The sequence below is a fragment of the Streptomyces sp. NBC_01176 genome, from assembly GCF_045039825.1.
Classification (GTDB): Bacteria; Actinomycetota; Actinomycetes; order Streptomycetales; family Streptomycetaceae; genus Streptomyces.
The window spans coordinates 6,427,095-6,441,816 of sequence record NZ_CP108600.1; the positions used below are offsets into that span (position 1 = coordinate 6,427,095).

At 73.7% G+C, this 14,722-nt stretch carries 11 protein-coding genes; 9 read left to right on the plus strand and 2 right to left on the minus strand.

The window, feature by feature from the left end:
* Positions 1 to 77 precede the first annotated feature (77 nt).
* The 3 genes from OG199_RS27715 to OG199_RS27725 all read left to right on the plus strand — a co-directional run bounded on the left by OG199_RS27715 (position 78) and on the right by OG199_RS27725 (position 4,955).
* A complete protein-coding gene (locus OG199_RS27715) occupies positions 78 to 2,156 on the plus strand; it encodes a SpoIIE family protein phosphatase (RefSeq protein WP_405831769.1) in 2,079 nt (692 codons plus the stop codon).
* A gap of 189 nt (positions 2,157 to 2,345) precedes the next feature.
* The gene (gene hemW / locus OG199_RS27720; protein WP_356808402.1) at positions 2,346 to 3,587 is read left to right on the plus strand and encodes a radical SAM family heme chaperone HemW; all 1,242 of its coding nucleotides are present in this window, start codon (positions 2,346 to 2,348) and stop codon (positions 3,585 to 3,587) included.
* Between the two features lie 27 nt (positions 3,588 to 3,614).
* Positions 3,615 to 4,955 (plus strand): hypothetical protein, encoded by a 1,341-nt coding sequence (locus OG199_RS27725; protein WP_405831771.1) that lies wholly within the window; start codon positions 3,615 to 3,617, stop codon positions 4,953 to 4,955.
* Here the strand turns inward: OG199_RS27725 and OG199_RS27730 are convergent.
* On the minus strand, positions 4,939 to 5,742 hold the full coding sequence (locus OG199_RS27730; RefSeq protein ID WP_351722522.1) for a DUF3097 domain-containing protein: 804 nt from the start codon (positions 5,740 to 5,742) through the stop codon (positions 4,939 to 4,941). The two genes, OG199_RS27725 and OG199_RS27730, sit on opposite strands and share 17 nt — an antisense overlap.
* A 45-nt stretch (positions 5,743 to 5,787) precedes the next feature.
* The gene (locus OG199_RS27735; protein WP_356808398.1) at positions 5,788 to 6,525 is read right to left on the minus strand and encodes an MBL fold metallo-hydrolase; all 738 of its coding nucleotides are present in this window, start codon (positions 6,523 to 6,525) and stop codon (positions 5,788 to 5,790) included.
* A 195-nt stretch (positions 6,526 to 6,720) separates the two neighbouring features.
* On the opposite strand from OG199_RS27735, the gene hrcA reads away from it, so the two are divergent.
* The 6 genes from hrcA (at position 6,721) to OG199_RS27765 (ending at position 14,677) form a co-directional block, all read left to right on the plus strand.
* Positions 6,721 to 7,737, plus strand: coding sequence for a heat-inducible transcriptional repressor HrcA (gene hrcA, locus OG199_RS27740; protein ID WP_266699094.1), 1,017 nt, complete (start codon positions 6,721 to 6,723; stop codon positions 7,735 to 7,737).
* A 1-nt stretch (position 7,738) separates the two neighbouring features.
* Positions 7,739 to 8,875 carry a molecular chaperone DnaJ gene (gene dnaJ / locus OG199_RS27745; protein ID WP_356808397.1) on the plus strand — a complete coding sequence of 379 codons (1,137 nt, stop codon included), beginning with the start codon at positions 7,739 to 7,741 and terminating at the stop codon, positions 8,873 to 8,875.
* 218 nt (positions 8,876 to 9,093) lie between these two features.
* Entirely contained in the window at positions 9,094 to 10,182 is a 1,089-nt protein-coding gene (locus OG199_RS27750; RefSeq protein WP_405831773.1) for a nitronate monooxygenase, read from the plus strand.
* Positions 10,179 to 10,928, plus strand: coding sequence for a 16S rRNA (uracil(1498)-N(3))-methyltransferase (locus OG199_RS27755; protein WP_405831774.1), 750 nt, complete (start codon positions 10,179 to 10,181; stop codon positions 10,926 to 10,928). The genes OG199_RS27750 and OG199_RS27755 overlap by 4 nt, the downstream gene beginning before the upstream one ends.
* Positions 10,929 to 10,950: 22 nt before the next feature.
* Positions 10,951 to 11,343 carry a VOC family protein gene (locus OG199_RS27760; RefSeq protein WP_405831776.1) on the plus strand — a complete coding sequence of 131 codons (393 nt, stop codon included), beginning with the start codon at positions 10,951 to 10,953 and terminating at the stop codon, positions 11,341 to 11,343.
* A gap of 100 nt (positions 11,344 to 11,443) precedes the next feature.
* Positions 11,444 to 14,677, plus strand: coding sequence for a S41 family peptidase (locus tag OG199_RS27765; protein WP_405831777.1), 3,234 nt, complete (start codon positions 11,444 to 11,446; stop codon positions 14,675 to 14,677).
* Positions 14,678 to 14,722: the final 45 nt, after the last annotated feature.

Consider the following 14,722-nt stretch of genomic DNA (forward strand, 5'->3'; position numbering starts at 1 on the left):
GGCGTAATCGTCCGAACTGCTCAGGGAGCCGCACAGTGGGGGCCATTCCGACGCAACGGGAGTCGCAGCGGGACTCCATGACGCTTGCCCCTGACGCGCCCGCGCACCACCGTGCCGACCTCGAGACAGTGGTGCGCGCGGCGCTGCCGGGCACCCCGCTCGCGCCCGGCGCCGCCCGTCGGCTGGTGCGCGAGGCGCTCGCCGACTGGGCCGCGCTCGCGCTGCCCGGCGCGGAGACGGTCGGCGAGCGCCTGCGCGACGACGCCGTCGTGATCGTCAGTGAACTCGTCACCAACGCGGTGGTGCACGCGGGCACGGACGTGGAGCTGGTGTGCCGGCTCGAGATCGGCGACGACGCCGGGCCGGGTGCGCTGGACGCGGTGATCGTCGAGGTCTCCGACCACCATCCCTCGCGCGCGGTGCGCGAGGACGCGGCCGAACGCCCGTACGGCACACCCGAGTACGGGCGCGGGCTGCGGCTCGTCTCCACGCTCTCCGAGGCCTGGGGCATCACCTATCGCACCGGCGTCAAGACCGTGTGGGCGCGGTTGCCCGTGGACGGCGCGGCGGAGTTCGGCGCGGGGTTCGGGCTGGAGGGGGAGGCGGGGGGCGACGCCGGGCCGGGCCCGGCGGGGGAACCGGGCGTCGACCGGGGCTCGGGCGACCGGGGCCCGGGTGTCGTCGCGTGGACGGGCGGCGCGGGGCCGGGCGATGGCGCGGAGACCGGGGCGTACGCCGGGGAGCGCGGGATCGGGGCGCTCGGCGGCGGGACGACCACCGCGGAACCGAGGCGTGATCCGTCCCGAGCACACGACTGGCTCAACCGCGGCGCTCTGTCCTTCCTCGCCGAGGCCTCCGACCTGCTCGCCGGCCAGCTGGACGAGGACCTGGTCGCCGCGCTCGCCGGACAGCTCCTGGTGCCCCGGCTCGCCGACTGGTGCGCGGTCTGGCTGGAGGACGAGGCCACCGACCGGGCGGGCGGCCTCGGACTGGCGCTCGGGCCGCGGCTCGCCCGGGTCTGGCACGGCAGTGAGAACCGCCTCGAGGAACTGCGCGGGGCGCTGGAGAAGGACCCGCCCCGGCTGCCCGACTCGGTGCGTTCCCGGGCCGTGCCCGTGCCCTGGCCGGGGGAGACGCTGGGGGCGGACGACATGCTGGCCGGCGCGGGAGGGGGGAGTGGGGCCGACGGGGTGGGCGGGGCGGCGTTGGCCTACCGGTTGATCGCCGGCGGGCGGCCGCTCGGGACCCTCGTCATCGGGCGGGCCGGGCTCACCTGCTTCCCCGACGAGATCACCGGACTCGTCGAGGACCTCAGCCGCCGGATCGCGCTCGCCATCGGCGCGGCCCGCCAGTACGCGCGGCAGGCCACCATCAGCCGGGTCCTCCAGCGAGGCCTGCTGCCCGGCGCGGTCGCCGAGATCCCCGGGGTGCGCAGCGCCCTCGTGTACGAACCGCTCGACAAGGGCGGGCCCAGCGGGGACTTCTACGACCTGTTCCCGGCCGGTGACGGGCGCTGGTGTTTCGTCCTCGGTGACGTGCAGGGCAAGGGGCCCGAGGCCGCCGTCGTGATCGGCCTGGCCCGGCCGTGGGTGCGGCTGCTGGCCCGGGAGGGCTACCAGGTCGCCGACGTCCTCGACCGCCTCAACCAGCTCCTGCTCGACGACGCGACGGAGGCGGCCGACGCGGCGGCCCGCGCGCTGGTGGCCGCGGGCGGCCCCGGCCTCGGCCCCGACGAGGGCCCGCAGACCCGCTTCCTCTCCATGCTGTACGGCGAACTGGTGCCCTTCGACGGAGGCGTGCGCTGCACCCTCGCGTCGGCCGGACACCCGCTGCCGCTGATCCTGGGCCCCGACGGCGACGTACGGGAGGTGGCCGAGCCGCAGACGCTGCTCGGCGTCTTCGAGGACGCGACCTACGTCTCCGAGACCCTGGACCTGTACCCCGGCGACACCGTGCTGTGCGTGACCGACGGGGTGACGGAGCGGCGCAGCGGGCCGCGTCAGTTCGACGACGACGAGGGGCTCGCGCGGGCCCTCGCGAGTTGTACGGGGCTCGGCGCCGAGCTGGTCGCGGAGCGGATCCGGCGACTGGTCCACGAGTTCGGCGGCAAGCCCCCGGAGGACGACCTGGCCCTGCTGGTGCTGCAGGCGGAGTAGGGGCGGCCCCGGGGACCGGGAACCCCGCAGCCGGGGCGGACAACGAGGACGGCCGTGCGGACGGGCCCCTCCGCACGCCGGGGCCCGGCCGGTGAGCGGACGCCTCCGTGAGACCGGGTCCCGGCGTGGGAGCGCACGGTCGGACGGGCGGGACGGCGTGGAAAGGGGCATGCGGCCGAGTACGGGACAATGGAAGGCATGCCTTCCGCACTCCCCGACGGCGAGCCCGTCCCCGACGACGGGGCGCTGCCCGCGCACGCCCTGGCCGGGGCCGCCGACCGTCCCCTCGGGTTCTACCTCCACGTGCCGTACTGCGCGACCCGCTGCGGGTACTGCGACTTCAACACCTACACGGCGACCGAGCTGCGGGGCACCGGAGGCGTGCTCGCCTCCCGCGACAACTACGCGTCCACCCTGATCGACGAGGTCCGGCTCGCCCGCAAGGTGCTCGGCGACGACCCGCGCCCCGTCCGTACGGTCTTCGTCGGGGGCGGCACGCCGACGCTGCTGGCCGCCGACGATCTCGTACGGATGCTGGGCGCGGTCCGCGAGGAGTTCGGGCTCGCGGACGACGCCGAGGTCACCACGGAGGCGAATCCGGAGTCGGTGGACCCGGCGTACCTCGCGACCCTGCGGGCCGGGGGCTTCAACCGGATCTCCTTCGGCATGCAGAGCGCCCGGCAGCACGTCCTGAAGGTGCTCGACCGCACGCACACGCCCGGGCGCCCCGAGGCCTGTGTCGCCGAGGCCCGTGCGGCGGGCTTCGACCATGTGAACCTCGACCTGATCTACGGCACGCCCGGCGAGTCCGACGACGACTGGCGGGCCTCGCTGGACGCCGCGCTCGGTGCCGGGCCCGACCATGTCTCCGCGTACGCCCTGATCGTCGAGGAGGGCACCCAGCTGGCCCGGCGCATCCGCCGCGGCGAGGTCCCGATGACGGACGACGACGTCCACGCGGACCGCTACCTCATCGCGGACGAGGTGATGGCGGCGGCGGGCTTCGACTGGTACGAGGTGTCCAACTGGGCCACCTCCGAGGCCGGCCGGTGCCTGCACAACGAGCTGTACTGGCGCGGCGCGGACTGGTGGGGGGCCGGGCCGGGGGCCCACAGCCACGTCGGCGGCGTGCGCTGGTGGAACGTGAAGCACCCCGGGGCGTACGCGGCGGCGCTGGCGTCCGGGAGGTCCCCCGGGGCGGGGCGCGAGCTGCTCTCCGGCGAGGACCGCCGTGTGGAGCGGATCCTCCTCGAACTGCGGCTCCGCGAGGGCTGCCCGCTCTCCCTGCTGCGGCCGGAGGGGCTCTCTGCCTCCCGCCGCGCGCTCTCCGACGGACTCCTCGAGAACGGCCCCTACGACGAGGGCCGCGCCGTCCTCACGCTGCGCGGACGGCTGCTCGCGGACGCGGTGGTCAGGGACCTGGTGGACTGAACACCTGTTCGCCTACAGTCCGCGTGCATGATCTCTGGTGAGTGGCCGGCCGAGGACGCGACCGTCCTCCGGTACGGGTTGCGGCGGCTGCTGCTCAGCCTGCCGGTCGTGGTGGTGTTCCTCGCGGGCGGCGGGACGGGCCTCTGGCTCGCCTTCCGGGACGACGGGATCGGTGCCGGCTGGATACCTCTCACCCTCCTCATGGCGATGGGCCTGGGCGGCCTGATCCATCTGGTCTCCCGCTGGCGGGGCCGCCAGTGGGTCACCGCCTTCGACTCGACCGGCTTCTGGTGGATGCGCGGCAAGGAGACCGCCCTGATCCGCTGGGACTCGCTGGCCGGGGTCGGTATCCACTGGGCTCGGACGCGCAACCATGCCGTCTTCACGGTCGAGCTGTGCCCGCGTGACGAGGTGGACCGCGACGATCCGCTGCTGTGGAAGTTCGTCCGCGACACGGAACCGCTCCGGCCGGGCCTGCCCCGGATCCGCTACCGCATCGACGTCGGTGACTCCCACAAGGCGTACGAGAAGGCGTTCGTGCGGTGGGCGCCCGAGCTGTGGTTCGGGCGCGAGGAGCAGCCGATGTCGTATCGGGGGTGGCCGGACGAGACGGGCCACCGGGAGCGGACGGCCGGGCGGACCGACACGCCGGCGCGCGGGACGCGCGCACCGCTGGTGTTCGACGCCGTCGACATCGGGGACACGGTGGTCGTCCAGAGGGGCGTCATCCTGGTGCGCCGCCGGCTCGGCGTGGCGCTGGCGCTGGTGGCGCTCTGCGTGTGGGCCGTGTGGGCACTCGTGCCCGAGCACGGGCGCGGTACGGGCGCCGTGGTCCGCGAGGTGATCGCCGCCGTGCTGGTGCTGTCGGCCGGCTGGGCCGTGGTGGCCATCGCCCGGGGAGCCCGGGCGGACTACGGCTGCCGCGTCACCATGGACGCCGACGGGGTCCACTTCGTCCGGAGCGGGCGGTCCGCGACGCTCCCGTGGGACTCGCTCGCCGGCGTCGGCGTCTACGAGGCGCCGCCGTTGCGCACGCTCGAACTCTGCCCGAAGGACGGGATCGACCGCGACGACCCGCTGCTGTGGGCGTGGGTGCGCGACAACGAGCCGCTGCGGCCGGGGCTGCCCCGGTTGCGCCACCGTGTTCCCATCTGGCCCGCCGCGGCCCGGCACGCGGTGGCGGCGGGCTGTCGGCAGTGGGCACCGCGGCTCTGGTTCGGCGGTGAGCGGATGCCGCTCGGCTACCAGGGAGAAAGTGACAGGAAGGGTCACCGCAGCCGGGTCGGCGGCGCCGGCGGTCCCGTAGGCTCCCACGGCCCCCGCCCCCCTCACGGTCTCGACGGCCCCGGCGTCACTCCGGCGCCGTGACGAAGTCGATCAGCTCCTCCACCCGGCCCAGGAGTTCCGGCTCCAGGTCCTTGTAGGAGCGCACCCGGGACAGGATGTGCTGCCAGGCGGCACCCGTGTTCTCCGGCCAGCCCAGGGCCCGGCACACGCCCGTCTTCCAGTCCTGCCCGCGTGGGACGCGGGGCCACGCGGGAATGCCCACGGAGGACGGCTTCACGGCCTCCCAGACGTCGATGTACGGGTGGCCGAGGACGAGGGCGTGCTCACTCGTGACCGCCTCCGCGATGCGCGACTCCTTCGTGCCGGGCACCAGATGGTCGACCAGCACGCCCAGGCGGGCGTCCGGTCCCGGCCCGAACTCGTCGACGACGGCGGGGAGATCGTCGATGCCCTCCAGGTACTCGACCACGACACCCTCGATGCGGAGGTCGTCGCCCCAGACGCGCTCGACCAGTTCGGCGTCGTGCCGGCCCTCCACGTAGATGCGGCCGGCCCGCGCCACCCGGGCCCGTGCGCCCGGCACGGCGACCGAACCGGATGCCGTACGGCCGGACCGTACCGGCCCCGCGGCCGGACGGACCAGGGTGACCACCCTGCCCTCCAGCAGGAAGCCGCGCGGCTCCAGCGGGAACACCCGGTGCTTGCCGAAGCGGTCCTCCAGCGTCACCGTGCCCGCCTCGCAGCCGATCACCGCCCCGCAGAACCCCGTACCGGGTTCCTCGACCACCAGACCCGGGTCCGCGGGGACCTCGGGTACCGGCTTGGGCTTCTTCCACGGCGGGGTGAGATCCGGAGAGTACTGGCGCATTCGGATGACGATAGGAGAACCGGCGGGGAGGTGACGGCGAGATCCCTACGACACGCCGAAGCGTGTCGCCAGCGCGTCCCGCTGAGCCCGGACGAACGCCGCATTCACCGCGGCCCCGTGACCGGGGACGTACACCGCCTCCTCGCCGCCCAGGCCGAGCAGCCGGTCCAGGGCGGCCGGCCAGCGGGAGGGGACGGCGTCGGGACCCGCCTGGGGCTCGCCCGACTCCTCCACCAGATCCCCGCAGAAGACGACCTCCGGTGAGCCGGGCGCCCCGGTCACCAGGACCACCAGATCGTGCGCGGTGTGGCCCGGACCCACGTTCGCCAGCAGGGCCCGGACACCGCCGCCCAGGTCGAGCGCCCGCTCGCCGGACACGGAGTGCCGCGGGGGGACCAGGGCGTCCGCGGCCGCGGCGGCGTCACGCCGGTCCAGGCCGTGGCGTACGGCGTCCGCGCGCAGCTCCCCGCCCCCGTGCGCGAACACCGCGCCGAGACCCGCCGCCCCGAACACCTGCGCGTCCGTGAACGACGCCGCGCCGAAGACGTGGTCGAAGTGCGGGTGGGTGAGTGCGAGGTGCGTCACGTCCCGGTCCGGGCCGAGGAGCCGGCGCGCCTCGGCGCGCAACCGTGCGCCCTCCTTGAGGCTCGCCCCCGCGTCGACCATGAGCGCCGCGCCGCCGCCCACCACCAGCCCCGCCGTGCAGTCCCAGCCCGCGAGCCGCCGCCGCCCCACGTGCGGAGCCAGCTCCTCCCACCCCGGCTCTTCCCAAGTCACCTTCATACGGTGACGCTAGTGCCGCGGGGCTGACGCCGGTGAGACATCGCGGGACACGTCCGCATACGTGCGCAAGATCGCGGGCCCGCCCTTGCCGGGGCCGTACCCGGCGGCCGTACACTGGGCCGGGGAATGCTGGCACTCGCATGCGCTGAGTGCCAAGCGAGGCGACGAGGGACCGACAGCTGGAGGTGTGCGCGAATGCTGAGTGAACGCAGACTCGAAGTGCTGCGCGCCATCGTCCAGGACTACGTCGGCACCGAGGAGCCGGTCGGTTCCAAGGCGCTGACGGAGCGGCACCAGCTGGGTGTCTCCCCGGCCACGGTCCGCAACGACATGGCCGCCCTGGAGGACGAGGGGTACATCGCCCAGCCGCACACCAGTGCGGGGCGCATCCCCACCGACAAGGGCTACCGGCTCTTCGTCGACAAGCTCGCCGGCGTCAAGCCGATGACCGGACCCGAGCGGCGGGCCATCCAGAACTTCCTGGGAGGCGCCGTCGACCTCGACGACGTCGTCGGGCGGACCGTGCGGCTGCTCGCGCAGCTGACGCGGCAGGTCGCCGTCGTGCAGTACCCGTCGCTGACCAGATCGACCGTGCGGCACGTGGAGCTGTTGTCGCTGGCTCCCGCCCGGCTGATGCTCGTCCTGATCACGGACACCGGGCGGGTCGAGCAGCGCATGATCGACTGTCCGGCGCCGTTCGGGGAGACCTCCGTGGCGGATCTGCGGGCCCGGCTCAACAGCCGGGTGGCGGGCCGCCGCTTCGCGGACGTCCCGCCGCTGGTCCAGGACCTGCCGGACGCCTTCGAGGCGGACGACCGGGGTACGGTCGCGACCGTGCTCTCCACCCTCCTGGAGACGCTCGTCGAGGAGACCGAGGAGCGTCTGATGATCGGCGGCACCGCGAACCTGACCCGCTTCGGACATGATTTTCCCCTCACGATCAGACCGGTGCTCGAAGCGCTGGAGGAACAGGTCGTGCTCCTCAAGTTGCTTGGGGAGGCAGGGGATTCGGGCATGACCGTACGGATCGGTCACGAGAACGCGTATGAGGGACTCAACTCCACGTCCGTGGTCTCCGTCGGCTACGGTTCGGGCGACGAGGCAGTAGCCAAACTCGGCGTGGTCGGACCGACCCGCATGGATTACCCGGGAACGATGGGAGCGGTACGAGCGGTGGCACGGTACGTCGGACAGATCCTGGCGGAGTCCTAAGGTGGCCACGGACTACTACGCCGTGCTCGGCGTGCGCCGCGACGCGTCCCAGGACGAGATCAAGAAGGCTTTCCGGCGGCTCGCGCGCGAGCTGCATCCGGACGTCAATCCCGATCCGAAGACGCAGGAGCGGTTCAAGGAGATCAACGCCGCGTACGAGGTGTTGTCGGACCCGCAGAAGAAGCAGGTCTACGACCTCGGCGGCGATCCGTTGTCCCAGGCGGGCGGCGCGGGCGCGGGCGGCTTCGGCGCCGGTGGCTTCGGCAACTTCTCGGACATCATGGACGCCTTCTTCGGTACGGCGTCGCAGCGGGGCCCCCGGTCGCGCACGCGGCGCGGCCAGGACGCCATGATCCGGCTCGAGATCGAGCTGGACGAGGCCGCCTTCGGCACGACGAAGGACATCCAGGTCGACACGGCCGTCGTGTGCGCCACCTGCAACGGTGAGGGCGCCGCGCCGGGGACCTCCGCCCAGACCTGCGACATGTGTCGCGGACGCGGTGAGGTGTCCCAGGTCACGCGGTCGTTCCTGGGCCAGGTCATGACGTCCCGTCCGTGCCCGCAGTGCCAGGGCTTCGGCACCGTCGTGCCGACCCCGTGCCCGGAGTGCGCGGGCGACGGGCGGGTCCGGTCCCGGCGCACGCTCACGGTGAAGATCCCGGCGGGCGTCGACAACGGCACCCGGATCCAGCTCGCGGGCGAGGGCGAGGTCGGGCCCGGTGGCGGCCCCGCCGGCGACCTCTACGTCGAGATCCACGAACTGCCGCACTCGACCTTCCAGCGTCGTGGTGACGACCTGCACTGCACGGTCACCATTCCGATGACCGCGGCGTCGCTCGGCACCAAGGTGCCGCTCGAGACCCTCGACGGTCTGGAGGAGGTCGACATCCGGCCCGGCACGCAGTCCGGGCAGTCGATCCCGTTGCACGGGCGCGGCGTCACGCATCTGCGCGGCGGCGGCCGCGGCGACCTCATCGTGCATGTCGAGGTCACCACGCCCACCAAGCTCGATCCCGAGCAGGAGCGGCTGCTGCGGGAGCTGGCGCTGCTGCGCGGCGAGGAGCGTCCGACGGGACAGTTCCAGCCGGGCCAGCAGGGCCTGTTCTCCCGCCTGAAGGACGCGTTCAACGGCCGCTGACCCCGGCGTCGGTCCGTTTCGGCCCGTCCGGAGTTCCAGGACGAGGCCGTACGGGCCGAAGCGGGTCCGGGGGCGGCGGCCTTCGGACCGGGACGAGCAGGGGCGGCGGCGAGGGCGGAACAGGGCCGTGGACCGTCCGTCCCGGCGGCCCGCGGCGGCCCGCCGCGGGCGGAAGGCCGGATTTCGGACTTGTTCGGAGGACGTGACAACATGCCGTCATGTCCTCCGCACTGACCGATCTCTTCCCTCACCCGATCGTGCAGGCCCCCATGGCGGGCGGCGTCTCCGTCCCGCACCTCGCGGCCGCCGTGTCCGAGGCCGGCGGGCTCGGGTTCCTCGCCGCCGGGTACAAGACCGCCGACGGCATGTACCAGGAGATCAAGCAGTTGCGCGGGCTGACGAGCCGGCCCTTCGGGGTCAACCTCTTCATGCCGCAGGCCGAGTACGCGGACCCGGCCACCGTCGAGGTGTACGCCCACCAGCTGGCCGGTGAGGCCACCTGGTACGAGACGGACCTCGGCGATCCGGACAGCGGCCGCGACGACGGCTACGACGCCAAGCTCGCGGTCCTCCTCGACAACCCGGTGCCGGTGGTCTCCTTCCACTTCGGCTGCCCCACCCGTGACGTCCTGGACTCCTTCGCCCGGGTCGGTACGCTCACCATGATCACCGCGACCACCGCCGAGGAGGCGCTCGCGGTGCAGCGGGCGGGGGCCGCCGCGGTCGTCGTGCAGGGCGTGGAGGCCGGCGGTCACCAGGGCACCCACCGCGTCAACCCGGAGACGGACGGCACGGGGATCGGACTGCTCTCCCTGATCGCCCAGGTCCGGGAGAGCGTGCAGATCCCGATCGTCGCCGCCGGCGGCATCATGCGCGGCAGCCAGATCGCCGCCGTGCTCGCTGCGGGCGCCGACGCGGCGCAGCTCGGCACCGCGTTCCTCGCCACCCCGGAGTCCGGCGCGCACGCCGTGCACAAGCAGTCCCTGACCAACCCCCTCTTCGTCCGCACGGAGCTGACACGCGCGTTCTCCGGCCGCCCCGCGCGCGGCCTGGTCAACCGCTTCATGCGGGAGCACGGTCCGTACGCGCCCGCCGCGTACCCCGAGGTCCACCACCTCACCTCCCCGCTGCGCAAGGCGGCGGCCAGGGCGGGCGACGCGCAGGGCATGGCCCTGTGGGCGGGACAGGGGCACCGGATGGCCCGTGAACTGTCCGCGGGGCAGCTGGTGGAGGTGCTGTGCGCCGAGCTGGACGCGGCGCGGACAGCGCTGTCCGCGGCCGACGGAGCGGGCGGTACGGACCGATGACGGCACCGGTGTTCGTGGTCGACCACTTCGACGTGGACGGCGCGGGGCACCATGTCCTCGACGGTCCCGAGGGCCGGCACGCCGTCTCCGTGAAGCGGCTGCGGGCCGGTGAGGACGTCGTCCTCACCGACGGCGCCGGACGCTGGGCGGAGTGCGTCGTCGTCGCGGCCGAGGGCAAGGACCGGCTGACCGTCCGCATCGACTCCCTCGCCGAGGAACCTCCCCAGTCCCCTCGTATCACCGTCGTCCAGGCACTGCCCAAGGGTGACCGGGGCGAGCTGGCCGTGGAGACGATGACCGAGACCGGGGTGGACGCGATCGTCCCCTGGGCCGCCTCGCGCTGCATCACCCAGTGGAAGGGCGACCGGGGTCCGAAGGCGCTCGCCAAGTGGCGGGCGACGGCGCGCGAGGCCGGCAAGCAGTCCCGCCGGGTGCGCTTCCCGGAGGTCGCGGACGCGGCGACGACCAAGCAGGTCGCCGCACTTCTGGCCGAAGCGGACTTCGCGGCGGTGCTGCACGAGGACCGGGAGTACGGCAGCGAGCCGCTCGCCACGGCCGAACTGCCCTCGTCCGGAAGGATCGTGCTGGTCGTGGGACCCGAAGGAGGAGTCTCCCCCGAGGAGTTGGACCTCTTCGCACAGGCGGGTGCGAAGGCGTACCGGCTGGGGCGTAGCGTGCTGCGTACGTCGACCGCAGGGACCGCGGCGACCGCGCTGCTGCTGGGGCGCACCGGCCGCTGGTCCTGAACGAACACTCACGGGGGATGCGTTGGAACTCGCCCAGGTACGGCTGCTCGTTGCCGACTTCCCGGCCTGTTACCGCTTCTACGCCGAAGTCCTCGGCCTCAAGCCCCAGTCGGGGGCTGCCGAGGGGCCGTACGAGAAGTTCAGTGCCGCCACCGGCTCCGCGGGCATCGCGCTCCAGGACCGCGCCATGATGGCCCGGATCCTCGGTGAGCTGGGCGATTCGGCGACGGGCCACCGCTCCCTGCTCGTCCTGCGCGTCGACGACCTCGACGCCTACTGCGCCGGTGTCGTCTCGCGCGGCGGCGTCATCGCCCACGGCCCCGCTCCGATGACCGACCGCATGCGCGTGGCCCACCTCAAGGACCCGGAGGGCAACCTCGTGGAACTCCAGGAGTGGCTGCTCCTGCGCAACTGAGACACGCCCTCGCGCACGCCGCCCACCGTCGGCGCCCCCGGCCGGGGGCAAGTGATCCAAACCCCTTTCCGGGTGAGCTGTCGCTGCATAGGGTGATCGGGTGACACAGTCTGCATCGTCCGTATCACCCGGATACCTCCGCTTCCCGCATCTGCGGGGCGATCTGGTCGCGTTCACCGCCGAGGACGACGTCTGGGTCGCTCCCCTCGACGGCGGTGGCCGGGCCTGGCGGGTCAGCGCCGACAACGTCCCGGTGAACCACCCGCGCATCTCGCCCGACGGTGAGAGCGTCGCCTGGACCTCCGCCCGGGACGGGGCGCCCGAGGTGCACGTGGCCCCGCTGGCGGGCGGAGCGGCCAGACGGCTGACGTACTGGGGGAATCCGCGGACCCAGGTGCGCGGCTGGACCCCGGACGGACAGGTGCTCGCCCTCAGCACCCAGGGCCAGGCGAGCCTGCGGCGCAGCTGGGCGCGGGCCGTCCCGCTCGACGGCGGTCCCGCCACCACCCTTCCGTACGGGCCGGTCGGCGATGTCGCGTACGGCGGCCCCGGTGTGCTGCTCCTGTCCGCCCCGATGGGACGCGAGGCCGCCTGGTGGAAGCGGTACCGCGGCGGCACGGCGGGCAAGCTGTGGATCGACCGCGAGGGCGACGGCGAGTTCGTACGCCTGCACGAAGAGCTGGACGGGAACCTCGAATACCCCCTGTGGGCGGGGGAGCGGCTCGCGTTCCTGTCCGACCACGAAGGGGTGGGGGCCCTCTACTCGTCCCTCGCCGACGGCTCCGACCTGCGCCGCCACACCCCCGCCGGGGAAGGCTTCTACGCCCGGCACGCGGCGACCGACGGCACCCGGGTCGTCTACGCGTCCGCCGGTGAACTGTGGCTGCTCGACGACCTGGACGGCGCCGAGCCGCGGAGGCTCGACATCCGGCTCGGCGGACAGCGCGTCGAACAGCAGCCGCACCCCGTCAGCGCGTCCCGCTGGTTCTCGGCCGCCGCGCCCGACCACACCGGACGCGGCAGCGCGGTCTCCGTGCGCGGTTCCGTCCACTGGATCACCCACCGCTCCGGTCCGGCCCGCGCGCTCGCCGCCCGGCCCGGCGTGCGCGCCCGGCTGCCGCGCACCTTCCGGGTGGAGGGCGAGGAGTACGTGGTGTGGGTGACCGACGCGGCGGGTGACGACGCGCTGGAGTTCGCCCCGGCCACCGGGACCGCCCCCGGAGCGACCCCGCGCCGGCTCGCCGCCGGTCAGCTCGGCCGCGTCCTCGGGCTCGCGATGGCACCCGACGGCAGCCGTGCCGCCGTCGCCTCGCACGACGGACGGGTGCTGCTCGTCGAGCGGGAGACCGGGGAGGTGCGCGAGGTCGACCGCAGCGCCGACGGGGACGTCAGCGGGCTGGTCTTCTCGCCGGACTCGGCCTGGCTCGCCTGGTCGCACCCCGGCCCCCGTCCGCTGCGCCAGCTGAAACTGGCGAACACCGCGGACCTGTCGGTCACCGAGGCGACGCCGCTGCGCTTCCGCGACTACGCGCCCGCGTTCACCCTCGACGGCAAGCACCTCGCCTTCCTCTCCGCGCGGGCCTTCGACCCGGTCTACGACGAACACGTCTTCGACCTGGCGTTCGTGGGCGGATCCCGCCCGCACCTGATCACGCTGGCCGCGACCACCCCGTCCCCCTTCGGACCGCAGCGGCACGGCCGCGCCTTCGACGCCCCCGAGGACCGCGGGGCCGAGACGCCCGACAGCGAGGGCACCCCCGCGACCCGGATCGACCTCGAGGGACTCGGCGACCGGATCGTCCCGTTCCCCGTCGAGGCCGCCCGCTACTCGACGCTGCGGGCCGCCAAGGACGGGCTGCTGTGGCTGCGCCACCCGGTCCGCGGTGTGCTCGGTGCCTCCCGCGCCACTCCGGACGACCCGGACCCGAAGACCGAGCTGGAGCGGTACGACCTGGTCCAGCACCGTATCGAGCATCTCGCCGCGGACGCCGACCACTTCGCCGTCACCGGCGACGGCAAGAGGGTCCTGCTGTGGACCGACGGCAAGCTCAAGCTCGTCCCGAGCGACCGCCGCGCCTCGAACGACGACGAGAGCGACACCAACATCACCGTCGACCTCTCGCGGATCCGCCAGACCGTCGACCCGGCCGCCGAGTGGCGCCAGATGTACGAAGAGACCGGCCGCCTGATGCGGGACAACTTCTGGCGGCCCGATCTGGGCGGGGCCGACTGGGAGGGCGTACTCGACCGCTACCGGCCGGTCCTCGACCGGATCGCCACCCACGACGACCTGGTGGACCTGCTCTGGGAGGTGCAGGGCGAACTGGGCACCTCGCACGCGTATGTGAACCCGCGCGGCAGCTGGGCCGGCGGCGACCGGGCGCAGGGACTGCTCGGGGCGGACATCTCCCGTCACGAGGACGGAAGTTGGCGCATCGACCGGATCCTCCCCTCGGAGACCTCCGACCCCGACGCGCGGGCACCGCTCGCCGCGCCCGGGGTCGCGGTGCGGGCCGGGGACGCGATCGTCCAGGTCGGCGGGCAGCCGGTGGACCCGGTGGCCGGTCCAGGGCCGCTGCTGGTGGGCACGGCGGGCAAGCCGGTCGAGCTGACGGTCTCCCCGTCCGGCGGCGGAGATCCCCGGCACGCGGTGGTCGTCCCGCTCGCCGACGAGGAGGCGCTGCGCTACCACGCGTGGGTCGCCGACCGGCGGGCGTACGTCCACGAGCGCTCCGGGGGCAGACTGGGCTATCTGCACGTGCCGGACATGGTCGGCTCCGGGTGGGCGCAGCTCCACCGGGACCTGCGGATCGAGGTGGCCCGGGAGGGGCTGGTCGTGGACGTGCGGGAGAACCGCGGCGGCCACACCTCCCAACTGGTCGTCGAGAAGCTCGCCCGGCGGATCGTGGGCTGGGACCTGCCGCGCGGGATGCGGCCGTACAGCTATCCGGAGGACGCGCCGCGCGGTCCCGTCGTCGCCGTGGCCAACGAGTTCTCCGGCTCGGACGGGGACATCGTCAACGCGGCGGTCAAGGCGCTCGGGATCGGTCCGGTGGTGGGCACGCGCACCTGGGGCGGAGTGATCGGCATCGACAGCCGCTACCGGCTCGTCGACGGCACCCTGGTCACGCAGCCCAAGTACGCGTTCTGGCTGGAGGGGCAGGGGTGGGGGGTGGAGAACCACGGTGTCGACCCGGACATCGAGGTCGTCCAGGCCCCGCAGGACCACGCCGCCGGCCGCGACGTCCAGCTGGACGAGGCGATCCGGATCGCGCTGGCGGCCCTGGAGGAGAACCCGGCGAAGACCCCGCCGCCGCTGCCGGAGCTGGGTTGACGGGGTGCGGCCGATAGCATGCACGGCGTAATGATCGGCGCCGTG

Coding starts and splice junctions, on each gene's coding strand:
- hemW (WP_356808402.1), top strand. CDS start 2,346: ATGGAAGGCATGCCTTCCGCACTCCCCGACGGCGAGCCCGTCCCCGAC.
- OG199_RS27730 (WP_351722522.1), bottom strand. CDS start 5,742: ATGCGCCAGTACTCTCCGGATCTCACCCCGCCGTGGAAGAAGCCCAAG.
- OG199_RS27725 (WP_405831771.1), top strand. CDS start 3,615: ATGATCTCTGGTGAGTGGCCGGCCGAGGACGCGACCGTCCTCCGGTAC.
- OG199_RS27715 (WP_405831769.1), top strand. CDS start 78: ATGACGCTTGCCCCTGACGCGCCCGCGCACCACCGTGCCGACCTCGAG.
- OG199_RS27750 (WP_405831773.1), top strand. CDS start 9,094: ATGTCCTCCGCACTGACCGATCTCTTCCCTCACCCGATCGTGCAGGCC.
- OG199_RS27735 (WP_356808398.1), bottom strand. CDS start 6,525: ATGAAGGTGACTTGGGAAGAGCCGGGGTGGGAGGAGCTGGCTCCGCAC.
- OG199_RS27755 (WP_405831774.1), top strand. CDS start 10,179: ATGACGGCACCGGTGTTCGTGGTCGACCACTTCGACGTGGACGGCGCG.
- hrcA (WP_266699094.1), top strand. CDS start 6,721: ATGCTGAGTGAACGCAGACTCGAAGTGCTGCGCGCCATCGTCCAGGAC.